The organism is Bradyrhizobium sp. JHI2711, assembly GCF_056156565.1.
In genome coordinates this window covers 950,001-974,733 of the sequence record NZ_JBPZPT010000002.1, presented here as the reverse complement: position 1 = coordinate 974,733, position 24,733 = coordinate 950,001, and the positions used below count along the sequence as shown (strand labels likewise).

Annotated in this window: 22 protein-coding genes (1 of these 22 running past the window's edge); 10 read left to right on the top strand and 12 right to left on the bottom strand. The window is 64.8% G+C overall.

From position 1 onward, the window contains the following. Positions 1–2: 2 nt before the first annotated feature. From ACTEK7_RS17105 to ACTEK7_RS17095, 3 genes are all read right to left on the bottom strand, one after another. Positions 3–908 (bottom strand): ABC transporter permease, encoded by a 906-nt coding sequence (locus ACTEK7_RS17105; RefSeq protein ID WP_035997066.1) that lies wholly within the window; start codon positions 906–908, stop codon positions 3–5. 3 nt (positions 909–911) lie between these two features. Further along, on the bottom strand, positions 912–1,865 hold the full coding sequence (locus ACTEK7_RS17100) for an ABC transporter permease (RefSeq protein WP_225146250.1): 954 nt from the start codon (positions 1,863–1,865) through the stop codon (positions 912–914). A gap of 193 nt (positions 1,866–2,058) precedes the next feature. Then, positions 2,059–3,720, bottom strand: coding sequence for an ABC transporter substrate-binding protein (locus ACTEK7_RS17095; RefSeq protein WP_225129037.1), 1,662 nt, complete (start codon positions 3,718–3,720; stop codon positions 2,059–2,061). Positions 3,721–3,918: 198 nt separating this feature from the next. On the opposite strand from ACTEK7_RS17095, the gene ACTEK7_RS17090 reads away from it, so the two are divergent. Beyond that, a complete protein-coding gene (locus ACTEK7_RS17090) occupies positions 3,919–5,514 on the top strand; it encodes an ABC transporter substrate-binding protein (protein WP_225146249.1) in 1,596 nt (531 codons plus the stop codon). A 69-nt stretch (positions 5,515–5,583) separates the two neighbouring features. Here the strand turns inward: ACTEK7_RS17090 and ACTEK7_RS17085 are convergent, their stop codons facing one another. The 7 genes from ACTEK7_RS17085 to ACTEK7_RS17055 all read right to left on the bottom strand — a co-directional run bounded on the left by ACTEK7_RS17085 (position 5,584) and on the right by ACTEK7_RS17055 (position 13,844). After that, positions 5,584–6,828 carry an acyl-CoA dehydrogenase gene (locus ACTEK7_RS17085; protein WP_225137602.1) on the bottom strand — a complete coding sequence of 415 codons (1,245 nt, stop codon included), beginning with the start codon at positions 6,826–6,828 and terminating at the stop codon, positions 5,584–5,586. 9 nt (positions 6,829–6,837) lie between these two features. Next, complete coding sequence (locus tag ACTEK7_RS17080) at positions 6,838–8,082, bottom strand: acyl-CoA dehydrogenase (RefSeq protein WP_225146248.1); 1,245 nt, start codon at positions 8,080–8,082, stop codon at positions 6,838–6,840. 118 nt (positions 8,083–8,200) lie between these two features. Then, positions 8,201–9,328 carry an acyl-CoA dehydrogenase family protein gene (locus ACTEK7_RS17075; RefSeq protein WP_035997037.1) on the bottom strand — a complete coding sequence of 376 codons (1,128 nt, stop codon included), beginning with the start codon at positions 9,326–9,328 and terminating at the stop codon, positions 8,201–8,203. Positions 9,329–9,486: 158 nt separating this feature from the next. Continuing rightward, positions 9,487–11,358 carry an AMP-binding protein gene (locus tag ACTEK7_RS17070; RefSeq protein ID WP_225146247.1) on the bottom strand — a complete coding sequence of 624 codons (1,872 nt, stop codon included), beginning with the start codon at positions 11,356–11,358 and terminating at the stop codon, positions 9,487–9,489. 43 nt (positions 11,359–11,401) lie between these two features. Further along, a complete protein-coding gene (locus ACTEK7_RS17065) occupies positions 11,402–12,208 on the bottom strand; it encodes an enoyl-CoA hydratase/isomerase family protein (protein ID WP_225146246.1) in 807 nt (268 codons plus the stop codon). A 243-nt stretch (positions 12,209–12,451) separates the two neighbouring features. Beyond that, a complete protein-coding gene (locus ACTEK7_RS17060) occupies positions 12,452–13,210 on the bottom strand; it encodes an SDR family NAD(P)-dependent oxidoreductase (protein WP_024337318.1) in 759 nt (252 codons plus the stop codon). 55 nt (positions 13,211–13,265) lie between these two features. After that, positions 13,266–13,844 (bottom strand): TetR family transcriptional regulator, encoded by a 579-nt coding sequence (locus ACTEK7_RS17055; RefSeq protein WP_244608878.1) that lies wholly within the window; start codon positions 13,842–13,844, stop codon positions 13,266–13,268. Between the two features lie 232 nt (positions 13,845–14,076). On the opposite strand from ACTEK7_RS17055, the gene ACTEK7_RS17050 reads away from it, so the two are divergent. Further along, a complete protein-coding gene (locus ACTEK7_RS17050; protein WP_225146245.1) occupies positions 14,077–15,249 on the top strand; it encodes an acetyl-CoA C-acetyltransferase in 1,173 nt (390 codons plus the stop codon). Positions 15,250–15,367: 118 nt separating this feature from the next. Beyond that, positions 15,368–16,912, top strand: coding sequence for an acyl-CoA synthetase (locus ACTEK7_RS17045; RefSeq protein ID WP_225146244.1), 1,545 nt, complete (start codon positions 15,368–15,370; stop codon positions 16,910–16,912). Between the two features lie 128 nt (positions 16,913–17,040). On the opposite strand, the gene ACTEK7_RS17040 is transcribed toward ACTEK7_RS17045, so the two are convergent. Next, entirely contained in the window at positions 17,041–17,583 is a 543-nt protein-coding gene (locus tag ACTEK7_RS17040; RefSeq protein ID WP_035997007.1) for a methylated-DNA--[protein]-cysteine S-methyltransferase, read from the bottom strand. A gap of 134 nt (positions 17,584–17,717) precedes the next feature. Here ACTEK7_RS17040 and ACTEK7_RS17035 point away from each other — a divergent pair, with 134 nt between their 5' ends. Further along, on the top strand, positions 17,718–18,536 hold the full coding sequence (locus ACTEK7_RS17035) for an alpha/beta fold hydrolase (protein ID WP_057028354.1): 819 nt from the start codon (positions 17,718–17,720) through the stop codon (positions 18,534–18,536). A gap of 2 nt (positions 18,537–18,538) precedes the next feature. Continuing rightward, entirely contained in the window at positions 18,539–19,351 is an 813-nt protein-coding gene (locus ACTEK7_RS17030) for an alpha/beta fold hydrolase (RefSeq protein WP_225146243.1), read from the top strand. Between the two features lies 1 nt (position 19,352). On the opposite strand, the gene ACTEK7_RS17025 is transcribed toward ACTEK7_RS17030, so the two are convergent. Next, positions 19,353–19,808 (bottom strand): carboxymuconolactone decarboxylase family protein, encoded by a 456-nt coding sequence (locus ACTEK7_RS17025; protein ID WP_225146501.1) that lies wholly within the window; start codon positions 19,806–19,808, stop codon positions 19,353–19,355. 100 nt (positions 19,809–19,908) lie between these two features. Here ACTEK7_RS17025 and ACTEK7_RS17020 point away from each other — a divergent pair, with 100 nt between their 5' ends. The 5 genes from ACTEK7_RS17020 to ACTEK7_RS17000 all read left to right on the top strand — a co-directional run. Beyond that, on the top strand, positions 19,909–20,808 hold the full coding sequence (locus ACTEK7_RS17020) for a sigma-70 family RNA polymerase sigma factor (RefSeq protein ID WP_225146242.1): 900 nt from the start codon (positions 19,909–19,911) through the stop codon (positions 20,806–20,808). A 140-nt stretch (positions 20,809–20,948) separates the two neighbouring features. Next, positions 20,949–21,626 carry a GntR family transcriptional regulator gene (locus ACTEK7_RS17015; protein WP_057028357.1) on the top strand — a complete coding sequence of 226 codons (678 nt, stop codon included), beginning with the start codon at positions 20,949–20,951 and terminating at the stop codon, positions 21,624–21,626. Between the two features lie 148 nt (positions 21,627–21,774). Further along, complete coding sequence (locus ACTEK7_RS17010; RefSeq protein WP_036020838.1) at positions 21,775–22,575, top strand: phytanoyl-CoA dioxygenase family protein; 801 nt, start codon at positions 21,775–21,777, stop codon at positions 22,573–22,575. Between the two features lie 153 nt (positions 22,576–22,728). Continuing rightward, a complete protein-coding gene (locus ACTEK7_RS17005) occupies positions 22,729–24,042 on the top strand; it encodes an NAD(P)H-dependent oxidoreductase (protein WP_225146241.1) in 1,314 nt (437 codons plus the stop codon). A 180-nt stretch (positions 24,043–24,222) separates the two neighbouring features. After that, positions 24,223–24,733, top strand: the 5' portion of a protein-coding gene (locus ACTEK7_RS17000; protein ID WP_035996972.1) for a TRAP transporter substrate-binding protein. It continues 578 nt past the right edge of the window; the window shows 511 of its 1,089 coding nt (coding positions 1–511); the start codon lies at positions 24,223–24,225; its stop codon lies beyond the right edge, outside the window.

Sequence of the window (24,733 nt, the reverse complement as noted above, 5' to 3'; positions counted from 1 at the left end):
GCCTAGTTCCTGATGTCCATGGCGCTACGCAGGCCGTCCGAGAGCAGATTGAAGCAGATCGAGACCGCGAAGATCATCGCGCCCGGCAAGGCTGCGACCCAGGGATTAACGTAGATCGCGGTGCGCAGCGTGTTCAGCATCAGGCCCCATTCCGGCTCCGGCGGCTTGGTGCCGAGGCCGAGGAAGGACAGACCGGCCGCCAGGATCATCGAGACCGAGATCAGACTGGTGGCATAGACGAAGATCGCGCCCAGCACGTTGCCGAGGATGTGGACGCGCATGATGGTGAAGGCGCCCGCGCCGGAGGCACGTGCGGCCTCGACGAAGTCCATGTTGCGTACGCCCGTGGTGACGCTCTCGGCGACGCGGGTGATCTGCGGCACGAACACGATGGTCAGCGCCACGATGGAGTTGAGGATGCCGGCGCCGAGCGCGCCGGAGATCGCGATCGCCAGCAGCACCGACGGGAAGGCGTAGAACACGTCCACCGTGCGCATGATCGCGGTGTTGAGCTTGCCGCCGACATAGCCGGCAATGATGCCGAGCGAGGTACCGATGCAGAAGGCCAGGATCACGGGCAGGATGCCGATGACCAGCGACAGGCGCCCGCCATAGATCAGCCGGGCCAGCATGTCGCGGCCGAGCTCGTCGGTGCCGAGCGGATAGCCTGTGGTGCCGATGTGGCGGAGGCGGCGGATCATCGAACCCTTGTAGGGGTCTTCGAGACCGAGCCACGGCGCGAGGATCGCGGACAGGAAGATCAGCAGCAGCACCAGAGCGCAGGCCATGCTGACCTTGTCGCGCATGATGCGGCGGCCGACGGTCGCCCAATAACCGCGCGCCTTGGTGGCGGGCGCGGCCTGCAGCGCGGCATCGCTGGCGGTGGCGGACAACGGAAGCTCGCTCATCGGCTAGCCCCGCTTGATGCGCGGGTCGATCGCGGCTTGGGCGATGTCGACCAGGAGATTGAGGAAGACGAAGAACAGCGCCAGGATCAGGATCGTGCCCTGCAGCAGCGGCAGGTCACGCTGGAAGATCGCCGAGTTGAGCAGGAAGCCCGAGCCAGGCCAGGAGAACACGGTCTCGATCAGGATCGAGCCGCCGAGCATGTAGCCGAGCTGAAGCCCCATCACCGCGAGGGCGGTGGGCGCGGCATTCTTGATGACGTGGCGGAACACGCCGGTTTCGCGCAGGCCCTTTGCGCGCAAGGCCTCGACGAAATCCTGCGAGAGAATGTCGCCGGTGAGCGCACGCACCGTGCGGGTGACGATGCCCATCGGGATCACCGACGTCGTGATCGCCGGCAGCACGAGATATTTGAGGTGCGCCCAATCCCACGCCCAGGAATTGGAGCCGCTGGGGCCGGCGCCGACCGCGGGCAGCCAGTTCAGCTGGACCGAGAAGATGATGACGAGCAGCATGCCGAGCCAGTAATGCGGCACCGAGACGCCGGCGATGGCAAAGGAGGTCGCGACCTTGTCGATCCAGGTCTCGCGGAAATAGCCGGCGATCAGGCCAAGCAGGACGCCCATGGTGAAGCCGATGATGGCGGCGGCAATCGCGAGCGTGACGGTGTTGCCGACCGCGCGCATGACCTCGGCCAGCACTGGACGCCCCGTCGCGATGGAATTGCCGAGATCGCCATGAAGGGCACGCAGCAGCCACAGGCCGAACTGCACCGGCAGCGGCCGGTCGAAGCCATAGGCGGCGCGCAGCTGCGAGGCGAGCTCCTGCGACGCATCGGCCGGCAGCACGGCGACCAGCGGATCGCCCGGCGTGATGTGCACGAGCAGGAAGCACACCAGCGCCACGCTGATGACGATCGGGACGACGTAGACAATGCGTCTGGCGGTATAGGCGAGCACTGGTCTTCTTTCTTCCTTCTCCCCTTGCGGGAGAAGGTGGCGCGCAAGCGCCGGATGAGGGGTTCTGTCCGCGGACGCAACTTTTCCAATCGAAGGGTCCGCATCCGCGGAGAGAGACCCCTCACCCGGCTTCGCTAAAGCGAAGCCACCCTCTCCCACAAGGGGAGAGGGTGCACCGAGCAAATCGACAGAGCTACTGCGCGATCGACACCGGCGAGAAGTCGATGAACCAGCTCTTCGGTTGCACGACGCCTGTCACCTTCGGGCTCATGGCGCGCGGGCCGACGTCGTGGGCGACGTAGAGGAAGGCGGCGTCATCGACGGAGGCTGCGTGCAATTCGGCGAGTGCGGCGTCGCGCGCGGCGGGATCGAAGGTCTGGCGCGCCTTCTTCACCAGCTCGTCGAATTTGGGGTTGTTGATGAAGCCCCAATTGTTCGAGACCGGCGGCGCCATGCCCGACTGCAGGAAGCGCACCAGCGCGAAGAACGGGTCCATCGCCGCGTAGGTGACGTTGGTCGCGTGCGAGCCGTTGGCGCTGGGATCCTTGGCGCCGCGGCGCCAGTTGGTGAACAGCGTATTCCATTCGATGACGTCGAGCTGGACGTCGAAATAGCATTCGGCCAGCGCCTGCTGGAGATACTCGTTCATCGGCAAGGGCTGCATCTGGCCCGAGCCGGACGCCGACGTCTGCGTCTTCACGGTCAGCTTCTTGTTGGGACCGTAGCCGGCCTCCTGCATCAGCTTTTGCGCAGCCGCCTTGTCGTACTTGATCTGGAAGGTGGGATTGCCGCGCCAGGGGTGGCCGGGCTCGAAGGTGCCGGTCGCTGGCACCATCAGGCCCGCGAGCAGACCGTCCCTGAGGCCCTCGCGGTCGACGCAGAGGTTCGCGGCCTTGCGCACCCGGATATCGTTCCAGGGCGAGCCCTCGACGCGCGAGAACTGCCACGGCCAGACGTGCGGCTGCTCGTTGGAGTAGAGCTTGAAGCCGCGCTGCTTCAATTCGGGAATCGCGTCCGGCGCCGGCGCCTCGACCCAATCGACCTGCCCGGACAGCAGCGCCGCTGTGCGTGCGTTCGCCTCCGGCATCGGCAGCAGCACCATCTTGTCGATCTTGGGCACGCGATCCTTGTTCCAGTAGCTCGCATTCTTGACCAGCTCGAGCCGCTCGCGCGGCGTAAAGCTCGCCATCTTCCACGGGCCGGTGCCCGAGGCGCTCCTGGCGAAGGCGGTCCATGCGGCCTGCGATTTCGCCTTGGCGTCGGCGCCTTCGGCCTTGTCGTAGAAGGACTGCCACTTCGCCGGGCTTGCCATGAACAGATTGGTGAGGTTGATCGGCAGGAAGCTGTCAGGCTCCTTGGTGGTGAGCTCGACGGTCATGTCGTCGATCTTCTTCGCGGAGGCCAGCGTGGGCATGCGCGAGGCCGTGACGCCGACCTGGCTGGCGTCGAATTGCGGCGCATCCTGCTTCAGCACCTTCTCGACATTCCACACCACCGCATCGGCATTGAACGGCGAGCCGTCATGGAAGGTGACGCCTGGGCGCAGCTTGAAGGTCCATTTGGTCTTGTCGGCATCGTCGACCTTCCATTCGGTGGCAAGGCCGGGGATCACCACGCTCGCCTTGTCGGCAGAGGACAGGTCCCAGCTGGTCAGCGCATCGTACATGGTGAGGCCGGTGAAGCGGTTGCCCTCAAAACCCTGATCGGGCTGGCCGAGCGTGCGCGGAATATCGGCAGCAGTCATGCCGATGCGCAGCACAGTTTCGGCAGCCGCCACCCGCGGCCATGCAGCTGCGCTGCCAAGCGCCAACAGCGCGATCAGCGCCGCCCGTGTGTTGTTGTTCTTGATAAACATCGCCTCAGTCCCTTTCCGGCTTCCGATGATTAATTTTGATGCAATCGTATGCAATGGCTATGCCAAGGGAAAACTTTTTCTGCGAATTGCCCCTGCGACGACAAGTCCTTGTGATGACGCACGGGCGAAATCGGCGCGCTGCCTATTCTGGCATCAAGATTGCAGGTTTGGCCCCAGATCCCCCTGGAGCTTTGGGCCATGCGTATTCGTCTATCGACCTGTCTCGCCGTGCTTGCACTTTTGGTGTCCGCAATCACGGCGCGCGCCGAAACGGTGGTGCGTTACGGCATCTCGATGGCGGATATTCCACTCACCACTGGCCAGCCAGATCGTGGCGCCGGCGCCTATCAGTTCACGGCCTACACGATCTACGATCCGCTGGTGGCCTGGGAGATGGACGTCGCCGACCGCCCCGGCAAGCTGGTGCCGGGCCTCGCCACCGAATGGAAGGTGGACGACGCCGACAAGACGAAGTGGCGCTTCACCCTGCGCAAGGGCGTGAAGTTTCACGACGGCAGCGATTTCAACGCCGATGCGGTGATCTGGAATCTCGACAAGGTGCTCAACGACAAGGCGCCGCAATTCGACAAGCGGCAGAGCGCGCAGGTGAAGACCCGCCTCCCCTCCGTCGCCAGCTACGCCAAGATCGACGACTTCACGGTGGAGATCACCACCAAGACGGTGGATTCCTTCTTTCCCTATCAGATGCTGTGGTTCCTGGTCTCGAGCCCGGCGCAATATGAAAAGCTCGGGAAGGATTGGGACAAGTTCGCCAGCCAGCCCTCGGGAACCGGCCCGTTCAAGCTGACGAAGCTGGTGCCGCGCGAGCTCGCCGAGCTCAGCAAAAATCCGGACTACTGGAACAAGAAGCGCATTCCCAAGGCCGACAAGATCGTGCTGGTGCCGATGCCGGAAGCGCTGACGCGCACCAACGCGCTGCTCGCCGGCCAGGTCGACCTGATCGAGACGCCGGCGCCGGATGCTGTGCCGCAGTTGAAGGCGGCCGGCATGAAGCTGGTCGACAACGTCACGCCGCATGTCTGGAATTATCACCTCAGCGTGCTGCCGGGCTCGCCCTGGACCGACATCCGCCTGCGCAAGGCGCTGAACCTTGCGATCAACCGCGACGAAGTCGTCGGCCTGATGAACGGCCTCGCCAAGCCCGCCAAGGGCCAGGTCGACCCGTCGAGCCCGTGGTTCGGCAAGCCCAGCTTCGAGCTGAAATATGATCTCGCCGCCGCCAAGAAGCTGGTGGAGGAAGCGGGCTATTCCAAAGCAAAGCCTCTGAAGACCACCTTCATCATCGCGCAAGGCGGCACCGGCCAGATGCTGTCGCTGCCGATGAACGAATTCCTGCAGCAGAGCTTCAAGGAGATCGGCATCGAGATCGACTTCAAGGTGGTCGAGCTGGAGACGCTCTATACGCATTGGCGCAAGGGCGCCGCCGACGAGATGAACGCCGGCATCACCTCCAACAACATCGCCTATGTCACCTCAGATCCGCTCTACGCCATCGTCCGCTTTTTCCATTCAGGCCAGATCGCGCCGGTTGGCGTCAATTGGGGCGGCTACAAGAACCCGAAGGTCGACGCGCTGATCGACGAGGCCAAGCAGACTTTCGATAGCACCAAGCAGGATCAATTGCTGGCGCAGGCGCATGCGCTGATCGTGGACGATGCCACGCTGGTGTGGGTCGTCCACGACACCAACCCGCACGCGCTGTCACCGAAGATCAAGCAGTTCGTGCAGGCGCAGCACTGGTTCCAGGACCTGACGACGATCGGGGTGGAGTGAGCAACACGCAAGGGTGGGCACGGCGCTTTGCGCCTTTGCCCACCCGAGGTGCATGCTCAGCGCGCGCGATCACCGCCCCTTGGTCGGGATCTTGTTGTACGGCACGTCCTTGTCGACGCGAATGTCGCCCGGCAGGCCCAGCACGCGCTCGGCGATGATGTTGCGCAGGATCTCGTCGGTACCGCCGGCGATGCGCATCGAGGGCGAGGACAGCAGCATCTGCTGGAATTGGCCCTGCGCCGTTTCCTCGTCGTTGCCGGTGAGAACACCGGCCGCGCCCTGCAGGTCCATGGCGTAAGTCGCGATGTCCTGCAGCATCATGCCCGAGACCAGCTTGCCGATCGAATTCTCCGGGCCCGGCCGCTCGCCCTTCGACAGCGCCGAGATGGTGCGGTAGCTGGTGTATTTCAGGCCGTTCGACTTGGCCGCCCAGCTCGCAAGCTTCGAGCGCACGGCGGGATCGTCGATGGCGAGGCCATCCTCCAGCATCAGGTTCGAGCAGAGCTCGAACATTTCGGGCACGCCGGTCGCGAGCCGCGCACCGATCGACATGCGCTCGTTCATCAGCGTGGTCAGCGAGACGTTCCAGCCGTCGCCGACGGCGCCCAGCCGCTGGCTGTCGGGGATCACCACATCGGTGAAATAGACCTCGTTGAACTCCTGCATGCCGTTGGCCTGCTTGATCGGCCTCACCTCGACGCCCGGGCTCTTCATGTCCAGGAAGAACATGGTGAGCCCCTTGTGCTTGGGCACGTTCGGATCGGTGCGCGCGATCAAAAGACCGTAGTCGGAATAATGCGCGCCCGAGGTCCAGATCTTCTGGCCGTTGACGACCCAATTGTCGCCCTTCTTCTCCGCGCGGGTGCGAAGGCCCGCGACGTCCGAGCCGGCAGACGGTTCGGAGAACAGCTGGCACCAGATCTCCTCGCCCGATGCGAGCTTCGGCAAGTAACGGCGCTTGGCCTCCTCGCTGCCGAACGCCATCACGGTCGGGCCGCACATGCCCTCGCCGATCTGGAACGGCTGCGTCAGCTTGCCGTAGACGCCCTCCTCCTGCTGCCAGATCACCTTTTCGATCGGCGTGGCGCCGCGGCCGCCATACTCCTTCGGCCAGTGCAGGCAGGCCCAATTGCCCTCGAACTTCTTCTTCTGCCAGGCCTTGCCGACATCGACGATGTCGCGATTGGCAAGGCGGATGCGGCCGAGCGAGGACTTTGACAGCTCGGCCTGCAATTCCTTCGGCGCATTGGCCTCGATCCATTTGCGCGCGGTCTCGCGGAATGCGGCTTCCTGCGGGGTGTCGTCGAAATTCATGGCGGACCTCTACCCTCTTCCCTTCGTCGGGATCTTGTTGAACGGCACGTCCTTGTCGACCCGGATGTCGCCGGGCAGGCCCAGCACCCGCTCGGCGATGATGTTGCGCATGATCTCGTCGGTGCCGCCTTCGACGCGGGTGCCGGGCGCACGCAGCAGCATGGCCTGGAAACGGCCCGCCAGCTCGCCATCCTCGCCGCTGACGATTCCGGACGCGCCCTGCAGATCGAGCGCATAGGTCGCAACGTCCTGGATCATGGAGCCCGCCACCAGCTTGCCAATGGAGTTCTCCGGTCCCGGGCGTTCGCCCCTCGACAGCGCCGAGATCGCGCGCATGCTGGTGTATTTCAGCCCGCTTGCCTTCACCGCCCAGTTCGCCAGCTTGGATCGCACCGCGCGATCCTCGATCGCCGGGCCGTCGTCGAGCATCAGGCTGGAGCAGTACTCGAACAGTTCGGGGAAACCGGTCGAGACGGCCGCGCCGATCGCACTGCGCTCGTTCATCAGCGTGGTCAGCGAGACGTTCCAGCCGTCACCGACCTCGCCGAGGCGCTGATGGTCGGGGATGCGGACATTGGTGAAATAGACCTCGTTGAAATCCGAGGCACCGCTCGCCTGCTTGATCGGCCGCACCTCGACGCCGGGGCTCTTCATGTCCAGGAAGAACATGGTGAGGCCCTTGTGCTTGGGCACGGTCGGATCGGTGCGCGTGAGCAGGATGCCGTAGTCTGAATAATGTGCACCCGAGGTCCAGATCTTCTGGCCGTTGATGATCCAGTCGTCGCCGTCCTTCTCGGCGCGCGTGCGCAGGCCCGCGACATCCGAGCCGCCGGCGGGCTCGGAGAACAGCTGGCACCAGACCTTCTCGCCGGAGGCGAGCGGCGGCAGATAGGTCCGCTTATGCTCCTCGCGCGCGAACGCCATCATGGTCGGCCCGCACATGCCGTGGCCGATGATGAACATGCGGGAGAGCTGGCCGAACGGCCCCTCCTCCTGCTGCCAGATCACGCGCTCGATCGGCGAGGCGCCACGGCCGCCATATTCCTTCGGCCAGTGCAGGCAGGCCCAGCCGGCGTCGGCCTTTTTCTTCTGCCAGGCTTTTGCGACTTGGAGGATGTCAGCGTTCTTGAGCACGGTGCGGCCGAGCGAGGATTTGCGCAGCTCCTCCTCATATTGCCTGGGCGCGTTGGCGCTGATCCAGGCGCGGGCGGTGGCGCGGAACTCGGCTTCCTGCGGGGTGTCGTCGAAGTTCATCTTGGTTCTCTGCTGTCCGTAGGGTGGATTAGCCGGAGGCGTAATCCACCAATTCTGTCGAGCACTGCCGGTCGGTGGTGGGTTACGCCTTCGGCTAACCCACCCTACGCACCTGTCGTTACGCTGCGTTCTTCTTCCGCATCCGATCGATCAGCTGATCTTCCCAATAAGTGAGGCTGCCGAGCCCGAGCGCCATCGCGTTGGCGCGGCGATAGTACATGTGGCAGTCGAACTCCCAGGTGAAACCCATGCCGCCATGGACCTGGATGTTGTTCTTGGCGCAGTGCTGGAACGCCTGCGTCGCGCTGATGCGCGCGGCGGCGGCGGCTTCCGGCAGTTCGGCCGCATTGGTCGAGAGCGCCCAGGCGCCGTAATAGCTGTTGGAGCGCGCCAGCGTCGCCGAGACGTACATGTCGGCGAGCATGTGCTTGACCGCCTGGAATGAGCCGATCTGCCGGCCGAAGGCGATGCGGTCCAGCGCGTAGTCGCGGCCCATCTCCAGCGCGCGATCGGCGCCGCCGACCTGCTCGAACGCGCACAGCACCGCCGCGCGGTCGAGCACCTGGGTGAGGATGCTCCAGCCGTCGCCCGCAGCTCCGAGCGGCTCGGCTTTGGCGTCCTTGAAGGTGATCTCGGCCTGTCCGCGGGTCGGATCGAGGTTGGTGAGGCTCTTCACATCGACGCCGCCGGCTTTGAGATCGACCAGGAACAGCGAGATGTCATTGTCGCGCCCACTCGATCCCGTGCGCGCGGCGACCACCGCAAAATCGGCAATCGCACCGTCGGCGACCGGCTTCTTGACGCCGTTGAGCACGCCGTTCGCAGCCGTCAGCTTGACGTTCTTCGGCGACGGGTTGCCCTTGCCCTCGAACAGCGCCAGCGTGCCAATGGCCTCGCCGGAAGCAATCGCCGGCAGCCATTTCTTCTTCTGCGCGTCACTGCCGGCGATCAGCAGCGCTTCGGCGGCGAGGTACACGGTCGAGGAAAACGGCACCGGCGCGTTGGCCCGGCCCATTTCTTCCGCGATCACGCACAGCTCGAGATGACCGGCGCCGGCGCCGCCGAACTCCTCGGGAATCGCGACGCCGAGGAAGCCCATCTCGGCGAGGCCTTTCCACAGCTCCTTGTCGTAAGGCGCCTTGCCGTCGAGCACGACACGCACCGCCTTGGGCGAGCATTTCTCGGCGAGGAACTTGCGCGCCTGGTCGCGGAGCTGCTTTTGATCGTCGGAGAAGTCGAAGTTCATGGCGGGCTTACCTCTTATTCGTTGTCATTTATTGCCGTCATTCCGGGGCGCCGCGCAGCGGCGAACCCGGAATCCATTTCGCCACGCATATGCGGCCCGATGGATTCCGGGCTCGCGCTGCGCGCGCCCCGGAATGACGAATGGAGCGAGTGTCGTCTTCATTTCAGCACGATCACATCCTGATCCGGCTTGTCCGCATAGAGCCGCTCCACCACCGCGGCGCGGCGTTCCAGGCCGGCACGCTGGTTGATGTAGCCCTTGTCGGTGAGCTCGTTGCCGTCGATCGAGGGCGGCTCGACCATCAGCATCGCGCGCGCGATGATACGGCTGCTGGCCCCTTCGCATTCCCGGTTGTGGGCTTCCAGGCCGCGCCTGAAGCAAGCGATCACCTCGGGATGCTTCACAGCATCCGCAAAGCTGAGATCGGGATTGCCGACCAGCTGGCGGCAGGCGTGCAGGTTCGGCCAGGCCAGGAGGCCGATGAAGGGACGGTCCTGCCCCGCGACCAGCGCGTCGTGCACCACGGGCGTGGCGGCCGCGATCGCATCGGTCCGCAGCGAGCCGACATGTACGAATGTGCCCGTGGTGAGCTTGAAGTCCTCCACCACGCGGCCGGCAAAGATGATGCCTTGCACCGGATCGGAATCGTCGACGAAGACGCCGGCATCGCCGATGCAATAAAAACCTTCCTCGTCGAACATCTTCTTCGTCAGCTCAGGCTGGCCGAAATAGCCGGGCGTGACATTGACGCCGCGCAGGCGCAATTCGTATTTCGAGCCGCACGGCACCATCTTCAACTCGACGCCGGGGAACGGCAGGCCGATCAGGCCGACGCGCTCGGTGTCCCAATAGGTGCCGGTCGAGGTCGGCGCGGTCTCGGTCGAACCCCAGCCGGTGTAGAACACGATGCGCTCGCCGGTGGTCTTTACCGCCAGCGCTTGCATGCGCTCGTAGAGATCGTCAGGCAGCCGCGCGCCGCCATAGGCCATGATCGAGAGATTCTTGAAGAACGAGCGGCACAGCGCGTCGTCCTTCTCCATGGCGGCGGCGAGCGCGGCATAGCCGGCGGGTACGTTGGCATAATAGGTCGGCGAGATCTCGCGCAGATTGCGCAGCGTCTCCTCGAACTGCCCGGGCATCGGGCGGCCGTCGTCGATATAGAGCGTGCCGCCGTCGACCAGGATCGGGTGGAACGCGGCATTGCCGCCCATGGTGTGGTTCCAGGGCATCCAGTCCAGCATGGTCGAGATCGGTCCGTTCGGATCGCGCGGCCGCACTTGCATCATCATCGCCGCATTGGCGCACATCATCTCCTGCGTGTTGATGACGGCCTTGGGCATGCCGGTCGAGCCTGATGTGAACAGCAGCTTGCCGATGGTCTGCGGCGTAATCTTCGCGATCGAGGCCTCGACATCGGCCGTGACAGGCGTTGCCGCGAGCTCGGCAAAGCTGACGCTCTTGATGCCCTCGCAGGGCCGCGCGACGTGAATCACGGTGACGCCGCTGAGGTCGAGCGCCTTCAGCGCCTTCTCGAAGGTCGAGCCGTCCTGCACCATCAGTACGGCCGGCTTGATCAGGTCGAACAGGTATTTCAGCTTGACGTGATCGTGGCTCATCAACGAGTAGGCCGGCGACACCGGGGCTGCCGGAACGCGCGCCTGCATCGCGGCCTGCGTCATCAGCGCATGCTCGATCGAATTGCCGGAGAGGATCGTGACGGGCCGGCCCTTGAGCTCGAGATTGAGCAGGCCTTGCGTCAGCGCGTCCACGATGCGCTTGGCCTCGCCATAGGACACCTTGCGCCATTCGCGGTTCGGGCCGCCGCGCTGCGCCAGCCAGATGCGCTCGGGTGCTTCCTTGGCCCATTTCGCCAGCGAGGCCGGGATGTGCTTCTCATGAGGCTGCAGCGGAATGCGCGACTTCAGCACCACCGTGCCGTCGCCGCGACGCTCGACGTCGATGTCGCGCGCGAGCCACTGGACCTTGCGAAAGGCGGGCTTCGTCATCACTGCCGCCGCGCTTCCACTCATTTTGCGTCTCCCGGAATTATTGTCCTTTGCGGATCTTCATCGTTCAGCGCCTGATATAGACAGGCTTTCGCTTCTCAAGGAAGGCCCTGATGCCTTCCGAAAACTCTTCCGAGCGGCTGCACAGGACCTGGTTGCGATCCTCCATCGCGATCACAGCTTCCAGCGAGCCGGCATCGACGCTCATGTTGAGGCATTCCTTGGATAGCCGCAGGCCCACGGGCGAGGCCGTCATCATCGCCTCGACATAAGACGCGGCCGCGTCATCGAGCTTGTCCTCGTCCACGACCTCCGAGACGAGGCCGACCGCGAGCGCGCGCTCCGCTCCGATGAAGCGCCCGGTGAGGATCAGCTCGGATGCGACGGAGACGCCGACGAGGCGCGGCAGAAAATAGCTGGTGCCGATGTCGCAGCCGCCGAGCCCGAGCTTGATGAAGGCGCAATTCATCCGCGCCGATCTCGTCGCGATGCGGATGTCGGAGGCCAGCGCCAGCGCAAAGCCGCCGCCGGCGGCCGCGCCCTGCACCAGCGCCAGGATCGGCTGCGGACAGCGCCGCATCAGCATCACGATGTCCGCGATGCGCCGCTGCGAATCCAGCGACTCCGTGACACCGGGTGGCTCCTGCTGTCCGGCCCGGCGCGCCATCGCAGCTTTGAGATCGAGGCCGGCACAAAAATTCCTGCCGGCGCCCTTGAGCACGACGACGCGGGTGTCGCGATTGCGTTGCAGGCCCTGGAAATAGTCGTTGAGCGCTTCGATCAGCGCGGGATCGAGCGCGTTGAGGTGCTCGGGCCGATTGAGCGTCACCCGGTCGACGCCATCGTCATGCTCGATCAGCAGCGGTTGGGACATGGGGGCCTCGCACTTGCCGCGGGTCGCGGCGCCGATTGCTGCGCCCTCTCCCCTTGCGGGAGAGGGCATGTAAATCGCTAGCCGCACAATCGCTTGGGTGAGGGGTCTGCCTCCACAGATGAGATTGTGGAGACAACCCCTCATCCGGCGCCGTAGCCGAAGCTTCGCTTCGGCGTTCTTAAGAACGGCGGCCTAAGGCCGCCTATGCCACCTTCTCCCACAAGGGGAGAAGGGAGAAAGCACCTACCTTGGCGCCATGCGGATGGCGCCGTCGAGGCGGATGGTCTCGCCGTTCAGCATCGGGTTCTCGACGATGTGCACCGCGAGCATGCCGTATTCGTTGGCATCGCCGAGACGCGAGGGATGCGGCACCTGGGCGCCCAGGCTCTTGCGGGCCTCTTCGTTCAGGCCCATCAGCAGCGGCGTGAAGAACAGGCCGGGCGCAATGGTGTTGACGCGGATCTTCTGGCTGGCGAGATCGCGCGCGGCCGGCAGCGTCAGGCCGACGACGCCACCCTTCGAGGCCGAATAAGCGATCTGGCCGATCTGGCCTTCGTAGGCGGCAACCGAGGCCGTGTTGATGATGACGCCGCGCTCTTCGCCGATCGGCTCCGCAGTAACGAGGCGCTCGGCGAACAGCCGCAGGCAGTTGAAGGTGCCGATCAGATTGACGTTGATGATGCGTGCGAACTTTTCGAGCGGATAGACACCGTCGCGGCCGACGATGCGCTGCGAGCCGCCGATGCCGGCGCAGTTCATCAGCACGCGGGCGACGCCGTGTGCGGCTTCCGCCTTGGCGATCGCTGCCTTGATCTGCTCCTCGCTGGTGACGTCGGCGTGCAGCGCGACGCCCTTCACTTCGGCGGCCACCTTCTCGGCGTTTTCCTTGCTCTGATCGATCACGCCGATCTTGGCGCCCTTGGCGGCCATGGCGCGGGCGGTCGCGGCACCAAGGCCCGAGCCGCCGCCGGTGATGAGAACGGCTACGTCTTTTAATTGCATCGCTTGTACCTTTCCTTGAGCGTTTCTTCTCTAGACTTGTCACGTGTCGGCCGGACTATCCGGCCGCAGCGGCTTCCCCGGCTTGCGTGAGGATGCCGCCGCAGATCAGCGTTTCCATGTGCTTGATGTATTGCCGGCAGACATCGTCGGTGACCGGGCCGACGCCGGTGGCGCGGGACATCGCGTGCCGGCCGAAGAACAGGTGATCGCAGGCACCGATCAGGCTGGTGTAGAACAGTACCGGATCAGTCGGGCGGAATTCGCCGCGGCTGACGCCTTCCGCCAGCAGGCGGCGATGGAAGTCCAGCAGCGGGGCAACGAAGAATTTCGAGACTTCGTCGGCAGAGCTCGCGCTGGTTTCGTGCAAGAGATAGTGGATCAGCCGGTTCATGTAGGGGAACCGGTGATAGGCACGGATGATGCCGGCGATGTGCAGCTTCAGCTTCGCTGTCGACGTGATCGGCTGTGCCAGCAGATATTCGAGATTGGTCATCTCGGTCGCGGCATCCCGCGCCAGCAGCGCCAGCAGCAGGCCGTCCTTGTTTCCGAAGTGATATTTGACCAGGGCCGCGTTGGCGCCCGACTTCTGCGCAATATCGGACAGCGAGATCTCGATCGAGGAGCGTTCGATCATCAGCTCGCTCGCGGCCACCAGCAATTTCTCTGCCGTGGAATTTTTCCCGCTGGGGAGCCTGTTCGGTACGCTGGTCGCCACGGAGATCCCTGTTTGGCCGCTGGAAGCGGGGCGCAGATAAGCGCAAGCAGCGCCTCATCACAAGAGTTAATTGATCGATTGACTAAACGATGATCCGCCTCTTAAATCCGCCCCGACAACCCAATCCAAAATAATCATGGGAGAGACCGAAATGGCCGAGGCTTACATCGTCGCCGCTGCGCGCACCGCCGGCGGGCGCAAGGGGGGCCGTCTCGCCGGCTGGCATCCGGCCGATCTCGCCGCGAAGGTGCTGGACGAGCTGGTCGACCGCACCAAGGTCGACCCGGCTCAGGTCGAGGACGTGATCATGGGCTGCGTGATGCAGGTCGGCGAACAGTCCAACAACGTCGCGCGCAACGCGATCATGGCCTCGAAGCTGCCGGAAAGCGTGCCGGGCACCTCGATCGACCGCCAGTGCGGCTCCTCCCAGCAGGCACTGCACTTCGCCGCTCAGGCCGTGATGTCCGGTGCGATGGACGTCGTGATCGCGGCCGGCGTGGAGTCGATGACGCGGGTTCCGATGGGCCTGTCCTCGCAGCTGCCGGCCAAGAACGGCTTCGGCAACTACAAGAGCCCGGGCATCGAGAAGAAATATCCGAACATCGTGTTCAGCCAGTTCACCGGCGCGGAGATGATGGCGGAGAAGTACGGCCTCTCCAAGGAGGAGCTCGATAAGTACTCCTACGACAGCCATCAGCGCGCGATCGCGGCGACGCAAGCAGGCCACTTCAAGAAGGAGATCGTGCCGCTCGAGATCACCCGTGCCGACGGCAGCAAGGACACCCACCATATCGACGAAGGCATCCGCTTCGACGTCACGCTCGACGGCATCAAGGGCGTCAAGCTGATCGCCGAGAACGGCAAGCTCTCCGCGGCGAGCGCCAGCCAGATCTGCGACGGCGCCTCCGGCGTGATGGTCGTGAACGAAAAGGGCCTGAAGCAGCTCGGCGTCAAGCCGCTGGCGCGCATCCACCACATGACCATGACCGGCGGCGATCCCGTGATCATGCTCGATGCTCCCTTGCACGCCACCAAGCGCGCGCTGGAGAAGGCCGGCATGAAGATCGGCGACATCGACCTGTTCGAAGTCAACGAGGCCTTTGCCTCGGTGCCGACCGCCTGGCTGAAGACCACCGGCGCCGATCCTGAGCGCCTCAACGTCAACGGCGGCGCCATCGCGCTCGGCCATCCGCTCGGCGGCTCCGGCACCAAGCTGATGACGACGTTGGTCCACGCCCTGCACCAGCGTGGCAAGCGCTACGGCCTGCAGACCATGTGCGAGGGCGGCGGCATGGCCAACGTGACGATCGTGGAGCGGCTGTAAGAAAAACAAAAGCGAGTAGCGAGTGGCGAGTAGCGAATGGTGAGTAGGCGAAGAGCGGTTTGCCCTTCTTCCCTATTCGCCACTCGCTACTCGCCATTTCACGTTTTGAGGAAACGCCATGACCCACCCCTGTATCCACGCCAAGACGACGCCCGACAAGATCGCCTACCAGATGGCCGGGACCGGCAAGGCGATCACCTATCGCGAGCTCGACGAGCTCTCGAACCAGGGCGCGCATCTATTCCGCTCGCTTGGCCTCAAAGCCGGCGACCACATCGCGCTGTTGATGGAGAACCGCCTCGCCTTCATGGAGCTGTGCTGGGCGGCACAGCGCAGCGGGCTCTATTACACCGCGATCAGCCGCTACCTGAAACAGGACGAGATCGATTACATCATCGCCGATTGCGGCGCCAAGGTCGTGATCACGACGCCGAAATGCGCCGACCAGATCAAGGGCCTGATCAAAGGCACGCCCGGCGAGCCGATCTTCTACATGATGGACGACCCGCTGCCCGGCTTCCGCTCCTACGACAAGGAAGCCGCCGCGCAGCCGACGACGCCGATCGCCGACGAGGTCGCCGGCTACGACATGCTGTATTCGTCGGGCACCACCGGGCGCCCTAAGGGAATCAAGAAGGCTTTCGAAGGCAACAGGATCGACGTGCCGAACGCCTTCCTCCGCGTGCTCTGCGCCGACATGTGCGGCATGAATGCGGAGAGCACCTATCTGTCGCCGGCGCCGCTCTATCATGCGGCACCCCTGCGCTTCAACATGATGGCGATCGTGCTCGGCGGCACCTCCATCATCATGGAGCATTTCGACGCTGAAGAGTTCCTGAAGCTGGTCGAGAAGTACAAGGTGACACAATCGCAGCTGGTGCCGACCATGTTCGTGCGCATGCTGAAGCTGCCGGACGAGGTGCGCACGAGGTACGACGTCTCCACCCTGAAGGGCGCGATCCACGCCGCCGCGCCCTGCCCCATCGACGTCAAGGCCAAGATGATCGAATGGTGGGGGCCGATCCTGATCGAGTATTACGCCGGGTCTGAAGGCAATGGCGTCACCGTCTGCAACTCGCAGCAATGGCTGGAGCATCGCGGCAGCGTCGGCCGCGCCGTGGTCGGCAAGATCAAGATTCTCGACGAGAACGACGAGGACCAGCCGGTCGGTGAGATCGGCACGGTCTATTTCGCCGACGCGCCCGCCTTCACCTATCACAACGACCCCGAGAAGACGAAGAAGGCCTACAACGCCAAGGGATGGTCGACGCTCGGCGATGTCGGCTATCTCGACAAGGACGGCTTCCTCTATCTCACCGACCGCAAGTCCTACATGATCATCTCCGGCGGCGTGAACATCTATCCACAGGAGACCGAGGACGTGCTGATCACGCACCCCGAGGTCGCCGACGTCGCGGTGTTCGGCGTGCCGAACGAGGAGATGGGCGAAGAGGTCAAGGCGGTGGTGCAGCCGCACGACATGAGCCGCGCCGGCAAGGCGCTGGAGGCCGATTTGATCGCCTATTGCAAGAGCCGCCTCTCCGCCATCAAGTGCCCGCGCTCGGTCGATTTCGAAGCCGAGCTGCCGCGCACGCCGACCGGCAAGCTGGTGAAGCGGCATTTGCGCGATCGGTATTGGCCGAAGACGGCGACGAAGATTTAGGGCGAGCGGCCGCTCTCAACACCGTCATGCCCGGGCTTGTCCCGGGCATCCACGTTCTTTGTACCGCAAAGGAACACGTGGATGCCCGGGTCAAGCCCGGCCATGACGCCGAGCAAGCTTTGGTATCTTCAATCGAACAGGCTCGGGGTGTGGTTCACCAGCGCGCCTTCGATCTCCAGCATTTTCAGCTTCGTCACCACGCCGCCGTTCGCGGAGAAGCCCCCGGGCTTGTTGCCCGCCGCCAGCACGCGATGGCAGGGCACGACGATCGGGCACGGGTTGCGGCCGAGCGCCTGGCCGACGTCGCGAGACAGCTGGACGCCGCCGAGCTGTTTTGCGATGTCGCCATAGGTGATGGTCTTACCCGGCGGAATCGCCCGGGCGATGTCGTAGACGCTGCGATTGAACTCGGGCACGCCGTCGAGATCGAGCGGGATGTCGGTGAGATCATCCGGCTCGCCGGCGAGCAGTTTCGTCATGCGGTCGATCGCCTGTTGCACCTCGGCGGTCGGCTCGGTCTCAACGGCGTCGGCATGACGCTGGCTGATGCGGGTGCGGATCTTCTGCTCGCCGCCCATCGGCAATTGCGTGCCGTTGATGCCCCGCGGGCCCCAGGCGATGGCGCACAGGCCGATCCTTGTGTCGAACAGGGCAAAATGCTGGTCGGTCATGTCTAGGTTCCTGGCTTGCTTCCGTTGCAGGCCCCCACTTTGATGTCGTGCCAAATCTAGGCTTGGAAATAGTTGCGATCCACCCGGTTTCCGGGAATCTTGCACAGGCGTTCCAATCCTCTCCCGAGTCCATCATGCAGAGCCTCCACGTCAACGGTTACGACATGCCCTATCTCGATGTGGGCGAAGACAGGGGCCGTCCGCCTCTGGTCTGCGTGCATGGATCGCTGAATGACTTCCGCGTCTGGGGCTGCGTGCTGGGGCCGCTGACGCAGCGGCACCGGGTGATCGCCGTCAGCCTGCGGCACTTCTTCCCGGAGCGCTGGGACGGCGTCGGTGACACCTATTCGATCGCCCAGCATGTCGAGGACGTCATCGCCTTCATCGACAAGCTCGATCTCGGGCCGGTCGACCTGATGGGCCATTCCCGCGGCGGGCATATCTGCTTCCGCGTGGCGCAGCAGCGGCCCGATCTCTTGCGACGGCTGATCCTGGCCGAGCCCGGGGGCGAGCTCGATGCGAGCCTTGATCCGGACTACGTCGGCGGCCCCTCGCCGCTGCTGGCGCGCTTCACGGCCTCGGCCGAGAAGATCGCGGCCGGCGATGTCGACGGCGGGCTCGCCGTCTTCGTTGACACGCTGGAAGGCCCAGGCACCTGGCCGCGATTGCCCGCGATGGTGAAGCAGAACCTGCGCGACAATGCCTTTACGCTGATCGGCCAGGTCCGCGACAGCCGCCCGCCGTTCTCGAAGGCGGATGCGGAGGCGATCAAGATGCCGACGCTGTTCATCCTGGGCGCGCGGACAAAGGGCCTCTTGCCGAAGGTGCTGCATGCGCTAGCCGCGCATGTGCCCTATTCCAAGACGGCGATCATCCCGAACGCGACGCATCCGATGTTCGAGCAGGCGCCGCAGAAATTCTCCGAAGTGGTTTTGGATTTTCTGGCGAGCTGACCATGCAAAGCATCCGCGTCAACGGTTACGACATGGCCTATCTCGAAGTCGGTGAGGGTCCGCCCCTGGTCTGCGTGCACGGCACACTCGGCGACTTCCGCACCTGGTATTCGGTGCTCGGTCCGCTGTCGAAATCCCATCGCGTGATCTCGGTCAGCCTGCGGTACTTCTTTCCCGAGCATTGGGACGCCGTCGGCGACGACTACAAGATGGCGCAGCACGTCGCCGATACGATCGCCTTCATCGAGCAGGTCAGGCCCGGCCCCGTCGACTTGATGGGCCATTCGCGCGGCGGCCACATCGCCTTCCGCGTGGCGCAGGCGCGGCCTGATTTATTGCGCAAGCTGGTGCTGGCCGAGCCCGGCGGCGATCTCGACGCATCCCTGCCTGTGCCCGAAGGCACGCCCGCGCATCCGCCGCTGGCGGCCCGCACGGCGCGATCGGTCGAGATGATCCGCGCCGGCGACCTCGAGGGCGCGCTGCAGAATTTCTATGAAGGCATCGAGGGCGACGGCTCCTGGCGGCGCGTGCCGGCTGCGGCGAAGCAACAGCTCCGCGACAACGCGCTCACCTTCCTCGGCCAGATCAACGAGCAGCGCCGGCCCTACACCCTCAGCGATGCGCAGGCGATCAGGACGCCGACGCTGCTGATCGGCGGCGGCGCCACCACCGGCAGCCTGTCGGTGATGTGGCGCGTGCTGGCCGCGCACATCGCGCGCGCCGAGACGGCAGTGATCGCGAACGCCGGCCACTGGATGTTCGAGCAGGCGCCGCTCGAGTTCGGCGAGGTGGTGAGCAGATTCCTGACGGAGTAGCTCACACCTTCCACACGCCGACCGGCATCTTGATCGTCGCGTTCAGGCGGTTCCAGACGTTGATCGTCGCGATCGCAACGATCAGCGTGGCGAGCTCGCGCTCGTCGAAGTGCTTGGCGGCTTCGTTCCAGATCGCATCGGGCACCGGATCCTCGCGATCGGCGAGGCGCGTGACGGCTTCGGTCAGGGCCAGCGCGGCGCGCTCGGGGTCCGTGAAATAGGGCGCCTCGCGCCAGGCGGATACGGCGAACAAGCGCTCGTCGGTCTCACCCAGTCTGCGGGCGACCTTCGGGTGCATATCGACGCAGACGCTGCAACCATTGATCTGGCTGGCGCGCAGGTGCACCAGTTCGAGGAGCCTTTCCGGCAGACCCTGCTTTGTCAGGTTGCCGAGGGACTGAAGGACCTTCATGGCCTCCGGCAGGACCATGACAGGGTGTTTCATGCGGGCGTGCATCATGTTGCGTCTCCATCTGTCGAATTTCGAAGGTTCCGGTCACATCGGCCGGATTGGCTTCGTCATGGGCATGACGGATCGCGACGAGGGAATGTGACCGATGACCGGAGAAAATTTTCTGACTGAACAGTTCGAGGCGAGCAGGGACCATTTGCGTGCGGTCGCCTACCGCATGCTGGGCTCCCGCGCCGAGGTCGACGATGCCGTGCAGGAGGCGTGGCTGCGGGTCAGCCGCTACGACCTGTCCGACATCGCGAATTTGCGCGGCTGGCTGACCACGGTCGTGGCGCGCATCTGCCTCGACATGCTGCGCGCCCGGAAGTCGCGTCGCGAGGATCCGATGGGTCCGCACGTACCCGAGCCGGTCGACGATACCCGCGAGCGAGAGGCGGAGATGGCCGATTCCGTCGGCGCGGCACTGCTGGTCGTGCTGGAAACGCTGCAGCCCGCGGAGCGGCTCGCCTTCGTGCTGCACGACATGTTCGCCGTTCCGTTCGAGGAGATCGCGCCGATCGTCGGCCGTTCGGTCGATGCCTCGCGGCAGCTGGCGAGCCGCGCCCGGCGGCGCGTGCAGGGCGCGCCGGTGCCAGAGACGGATCGGACGCAGCAGCGAAGGATCGTCAATGCATTTCTTAAAGCGTCGCGCGAGGGCAATTTCGAAGGGCTACTCGCGGTGCTGGATCCCGACGTGGTATTCCGCGCCGATCAGGCGGCGGTGCGGCTCGGCTCGCTGGCGGAGGTGCGCGGCGCCGAGGCTGTCGCGCAGCTCTACAAGGGCCGCGCCCGGACGGCGCGCACGGCGCTGGTCGATGGTGAGTTGGGTGCTGCCGTCATCCTCGGCGGACAGCTGCGCATTGCCCTGCGCGTGACGTTCGTGGGCGAGCGGATCGGGGCGATCGAGGCGGTGGCCGATGCGGACGACATCGCCACGATGGAGGTGGAGGTGCTGGATGGGTCAGATCCGGACCCGTTGTCGCGAAAACAACCCCATGCACAGTAGACGGACTCAGGAAATTCAACAGCTTACCCGGGTGACGTGGAGCCCTTGGGATCGCCCGAGATACGGCTTGACGCTCCACCTCGCCGAGCGTAAGTTCGAATACGGAATTCCGTATTCCGAGATGGCTTGGAGCTGCCGGCGTGATCCCTCTCGACCCGCTCCCGAACTTGATCGACCAGGTCTATGCGCGGATCCTGGAGGCGATCTCCGACCGAACGCTTCGGCCCGGCCAGCGCATCCGGCAGAACGAGCTCGCCGATCGGCTCGGCGTGTCGCGCCAGCCGGTGTCGCATGCGCTGCATCTGTTGCATCGGCAGGGCCTGGTCGCCGAGAGCGGCCGCCGCGGCTTTGAAGTGACTCAGCTCGATCCCGCGCGCATCCGTCAGCTCTACGAGGTGCGCGGCGCCATCGACGCGCTGGCGGCCGGGCTGGCCGCTCAGCGCGCGGCCAGCGACGCAGCGGGACGCGCGCGACTGGAGGCAGCGCTCGCCGCCGGGCGCCGCAGCGACCGCGACACCACGCTATCCGAGCTCATCACCCTCGATGTCGATTTTCACCGCGCGATCTATCAGCTCGCCGGCAATCCCGTGATCGAGGAGACCATGGCGCCGCAATGGCCGCACATGCGTCGCTCGATGGCGACGGTGCTCTCCGAGCTCGATTATCGCGCCAGCGCCTGGGCGGAGCATGCCGATATTGCCGCGCACATTTTCAGCGGCAACGCGAAAGCGGCCGAACGCGCCGCGCTCGCGCACGCGCAGACGGCGGGACGGATGACCGAGGAGAGATTGCGGGCGACGGAAGAGGCGGCGGCGTAGCGATTGCCACCGTCATTCCGGGGCGATGCGTAAGCATCGAGCCCGGAATCCATCGGGCGGCAGAGACTGCGGGGAAAATGGATTCCGGGCTCGCGACTTCGTCGCGCCCCGGAATGACAAAAACAAACAAAACCAAGGAGGACGACCCATGAAACTGTCTCAGGAGCAATTGGAGTTCTTCCACCGCGAGGGCTGGCTGTTCCTGCCCGAGCTGTTCGCCCAAGAGGAGGTCGACCTGCTCGCGCGCGAGGCGGTCGCCATCTATGAGGCCAACCGGCCGGAGGTCTGGCGCGAGAAGAGCGGAGCGCCGCGCACGGCCTTTGCCGCGCATCTCTACAACGAGGCGTTCGCGATCCTCGGCGCGCATCCGCGCATGATCGAGCCGGTCGAGCAGGTGTTCGGGGAGCCCGTCTACATGCACCAGTTCAAGATCAACGCGAAATCGGCCTTCACCGGCGACGTCTGGCAATGGCACCAGGATTACGGCACCTGGAAGCGCGATGACGGCATGCCGGAGCCGCGGGCGATGAACATCGCGATCTTCCTCGACGAGGTGATGCCGATCAACGGCCCCCTGATGCTGGTGCCGCGCAGCCAGAACGCCGGCGATCTCGAGGCTTCGCACGATCTTGCCACCACCTCTTATCCGCTATGGACGCTGGACGAGGATACGGTCACGCGCCTCGTCAAGCAGGGCGGCATCGTCGCGCCCACCGGCAAGCCCGGCGGCATGCTGATGTTCCACGGCAATCTCGTGCACGGCTCCAGCGGCAACATCACGCCCTATCCGCGCAAGATCGTGTACCTGACGCTGAATGCGGTCTCGAACCATATCCGCACACCGACACGACCGGATTACATCGCCCATCGCGATTTCACGCCGATCAAGACGGTGGACGACGACGCGCTGCTGCGGCTGGCACGGGCACCACGGCAGGCGGCGGAGTAACCTGTCATTCCGGGGCGACGCGGAGCGTCGAGCCCGGAATCCATCGGGCCGCAGTGCTTGTGGAGAAATGGATTCCGGGCTCGCGCTTCGCGCGCCCCGGAATGACGAAGTTTGACAGTGTCACCTGACAGCCATAGCGATCTCGGACCCCCCATGAACCTCTTCCGCCTCCTGCAAGCCCGCGCATCCGCCGGCAAGCCCGTCCGTGTCGCGCTGATCGGCGCCGGCAAGTTCGGCTCGATGTTCCTCGCACAGGTGCCGCACACGCCGGGGCTGGAGGTGCCCATCATCGTCGACATCGACCGCGACCGGGCCCGCGAGGCCTGCCGGACCGTCGGCTGGGATGCCGAACGCATCGCCGCGACCGTGTTCACCGATGACGGCGCGCGCGCCATTGCCGGCGGCGCCATGGACGTGGTGGTAGAGGCGACCGGTAATCCCGCCGTCGGCATCAAGCATGCGCGCGCTGCGATCGCGGCCGGCAAGCATATCGTGATGGTCAATGTCGAGGCCGACGTGCTGGCGGGCCCGCTGCTCGCCGAGGAAGCGCGAAAGGCGGGCGTGGTCTATTCGCTTGCCTATGGCGACCAGCCGGCGCTGACGGCGGAGATGGTCGATTGGGCGCGCGCCACAGGATTTCACGTCGTTGCCGCCGGCAAGGGCACGAAGTATCTGCCGGCCTATCACGACGTGACGCCTGATGGCGTCTGGCAGCATTACGGCCTGACTGCGGGCGAGGCGCAATCGGCCGGCATGAATCCGCAGATGTTCAACTCCTTCCTCGACGGCACCAAATCGGCGATCGAGATGGCCGCGATCGCCAATGCCTGCGGGCTCGACGTGCCCGCGGACGGCCTGCTGTTTCCACCGTGCGGCGTCGACGACCTCCCGCATATCATGCGGCCGCGCTCGCGCGGCGGTGTGCTGGAGCGGCCCGGCGTCGTAGAGGTGGTCTCCTCGCTCGAACGCGACGGCCGGCCGGTGTTTCGCGACCTGCGCTGGGGCGTCTATGTGGTGCTGGAGGCGCCGAACGACTATGCCGCCGATTGCTTCAGGCAATATGGCCTCAAAACCGACGGGAGCGGCCGCTATGCCGCGATGTACAAGCCCTATCATCTGATCGGGCTCGAACTGAACATCTCGGTGCTGTCGGCCGCGCTGCGGGGCGAGCCCACCGGGCAGCCTTACGGCTTTCGCGGCGACGTCGCCGCCGTGGCCAAACGTAACTTGCGTGCCGGGGAGATGCTCGACGGCGAAGGCGGCTACACGGTATGGGGCAAGCTGATACCGGCGGCCGCGAGCCTCAGGGCCGGGGCCCTGCCGATCGGGCTCGCACATCGCCTCAAGCTTAAGCACGACGTCGCCCATGGCACGTTGGTACGCTGGAGCGATGTCGAATTCGACCCCGGCAACGAAACGGTGAAGGCGCGCAAGGCCATGGAAGCCGCGTTCGCGCCGCAGCATTGATCGGCTTGGCAGGCGCACAACCAAAGCGAGCTTGATTTGCTGTTCCCCTTTGGTCATGCTGCCTGCGATCCGGGAACATTGAATTTCGGACACCAAGAAACGTCGGCCACCGGCGAAAGATGAAGCGGCGTCAAGACCGCGATCCCTCGTCGAGGACACGACACCGCAGGAGGGAAACGCATGGAACGTCGTAAATTTCTGAAGGCAGGCGGACTGGGCCTTGCCGCAAGCGCAATTGCAGCGCCGGCTGTCGCACAATCAATGCCCGAGGTGAAATGGCGGCTGGCGGCGAGCTGGCCGAAATCACTGGATACGCTCTACGGCGGCTGCGAGTATTTCTGCAAGCGGGTCGCGGAGATCACCGACAACAGATTCCAGATCCAACCCTTCGCGGCCGGCGAAATCGTCGGGGGCCTGCAAGTGCTCGATGCCGTGTCCAACGGCACCGTCGAAATGGGCAACACCGCGCTCTACTATTATTGGGGCAAGAACCCGGCATTCACCTTCGGCACCTCGCTGCCGTTCGGCCTCAATACGCGTCAGCACATTTCCTGGCTGATATGGGGCGGCGGTCAGGACATGCTCAATGATCTCTTGAAAGAACACAACGCGATCGGCGTGCCGACCGGCTCGACCGGGGCTCAGATGGGCGGCTGGTTCCGCAAGGAGATCAAGACCGTCGATGATCTCA

Excerpts from the sequence above, each read along its gene's own strand:
- ACTEK7_RS17105 (WP_035997066.1), bottom strand. The coding sequence starts at position 908 with ATGAGCGAGCTTCCGTTGTCCGCCACCGCCAGCGATGCCGCGCTGCAG.
- ACTEK7_RS17095 (WP_225129037.1), bottom strand. The coding sequence starts at position 3,720 with ATGTTTATCAAGAACAACAACACACGGGCGGCGCTGATCGCGCTGTTG.
- ACTEK7_RS17090 (WP_225146249.1), top strand. The coding sequence starts at position 3,919 with ATGCGTATTCGTCTATCGACCTGTCTCGCCGTGCTTGCACTTTTGGTG.
- ACTEK7_RS17085 (WP_225137602.1), bottom strand. The coding sequence starts at position 6,828 with ATGAATTTCGACGACACCCCGCAGGAAGCCGCATTCCGCGAGACCGCG.
- ACTEK7_RS17080 (WP_225146248.1), bottom strand. The coding sequence starts at position 8,082 with ATGAACTTCGACGACACCCCGCAGGAAGCCGAGTTCCGCGCCACCGCC.
- ACTEK7_RS17075 (WP_035997037.1), bottom strand. The coding sequence starts at position 9,328 with ATGAACTTCGACTTCTCCGACGATCAAAAGCAGCTCCGCGACCAGGCG.
- ACTEK7_RS17070 (WP_225146247.1), bottom strand. The coding sequence starts at position 11,358 with ATGAGTGGAAGCGCGGCGGCAGTGATGACGAAGCCCGCCTTTCGCAAG.
- ACTEK7_RS17065 (WP_225146246.1), bottom strand. The coding sequence starts at position 12,208 with ATGTCCCAACCGCTGCTGATCGAGCATGACGATGGCGTCGACCGGGTG.
- ACTEK7_RS17060 (WP_024337318.1), bottom strand. The coding sequence starts at position 13,210 with ATGCAATTAAAAGACGTAGCCGTTCTCATCACCGGCGGCGGCTCGGGC.
- ACTEK7_RS17055 (WP_244608878.1), bottom strand. The coding sequence starts at position 13,844 with ATGATCGAACGCTCCTCGATCGAGATCTCGCTGTCCGATATTGCGCAG.
- ACTEK7_RS17050 (WP_225146245.1), top strand. The coding sequence starts at position 14,077 with ATGGCCGAGGCTTACATCGTCGCCGCTGCGCGCACCGCCGGCGGGCGC.
- ACTEK7_RS17045 (WP_225146244.1), top strand. The coding sequence starts at position 15,368 with ATGACCCACCCCTGTATCCACGCCAAGACGACGCCCGACAAGATCGCC.
- ACTEK7_RS17040 (WP_035997007.1), bottom strand. The coding sequence starts at position 17,583 with ATGACCGACCAGCATTTTGCCCTGTTCGACACAAGGATCGGCCTGTGC.
- ACTEK7_RS17035 (WP_057028354.1), top strand. The coding sequence starts at position 17,718 with ATGCAGAGCCTCCACGTCAACGGTTACGACATGCCCTATCTCGATGTG.
- ACTEK7_RS17030 (WP_225146243.1), top strand. The coding sequence starts at position 18,539 with ATGCAAAGCATCCGCGTCAACGGTTACGACATGGCCTATCTCGAAGTC.
- ACTEK7_RS17025 (WP_225146501.1), bottom strand. The coding sequence starts at position 19,808 with ATGCACGCCCGCATGAAACACCCTGTCATGGTCCTGCCGGAGGCCATG.
- ACTEK7_RS17020 (WP_225146242.1), top strand. The coding sequence starts at position 19,909 with ATGACCGGAGAAAATTTTCTGACTGAACAGTTCGAGGCGAGCAGGGAC.
- ACTEK7_RS17010 (WP_036020838.1), top strand. The coding sequence starts at position 21,775 with ATGAAACTGTCTCAGGAGCAATTGGAGTTCTTCCACCGCGAGGGCTGG.
- ACTEK7_RS17005 (WP_225146241.1), top strand. The coding sequence starts at position 22,729 with ATGAACCTCTTCCGCCTCCTGCAAGCCCGCGCATCCGCCGGCAAGCCC.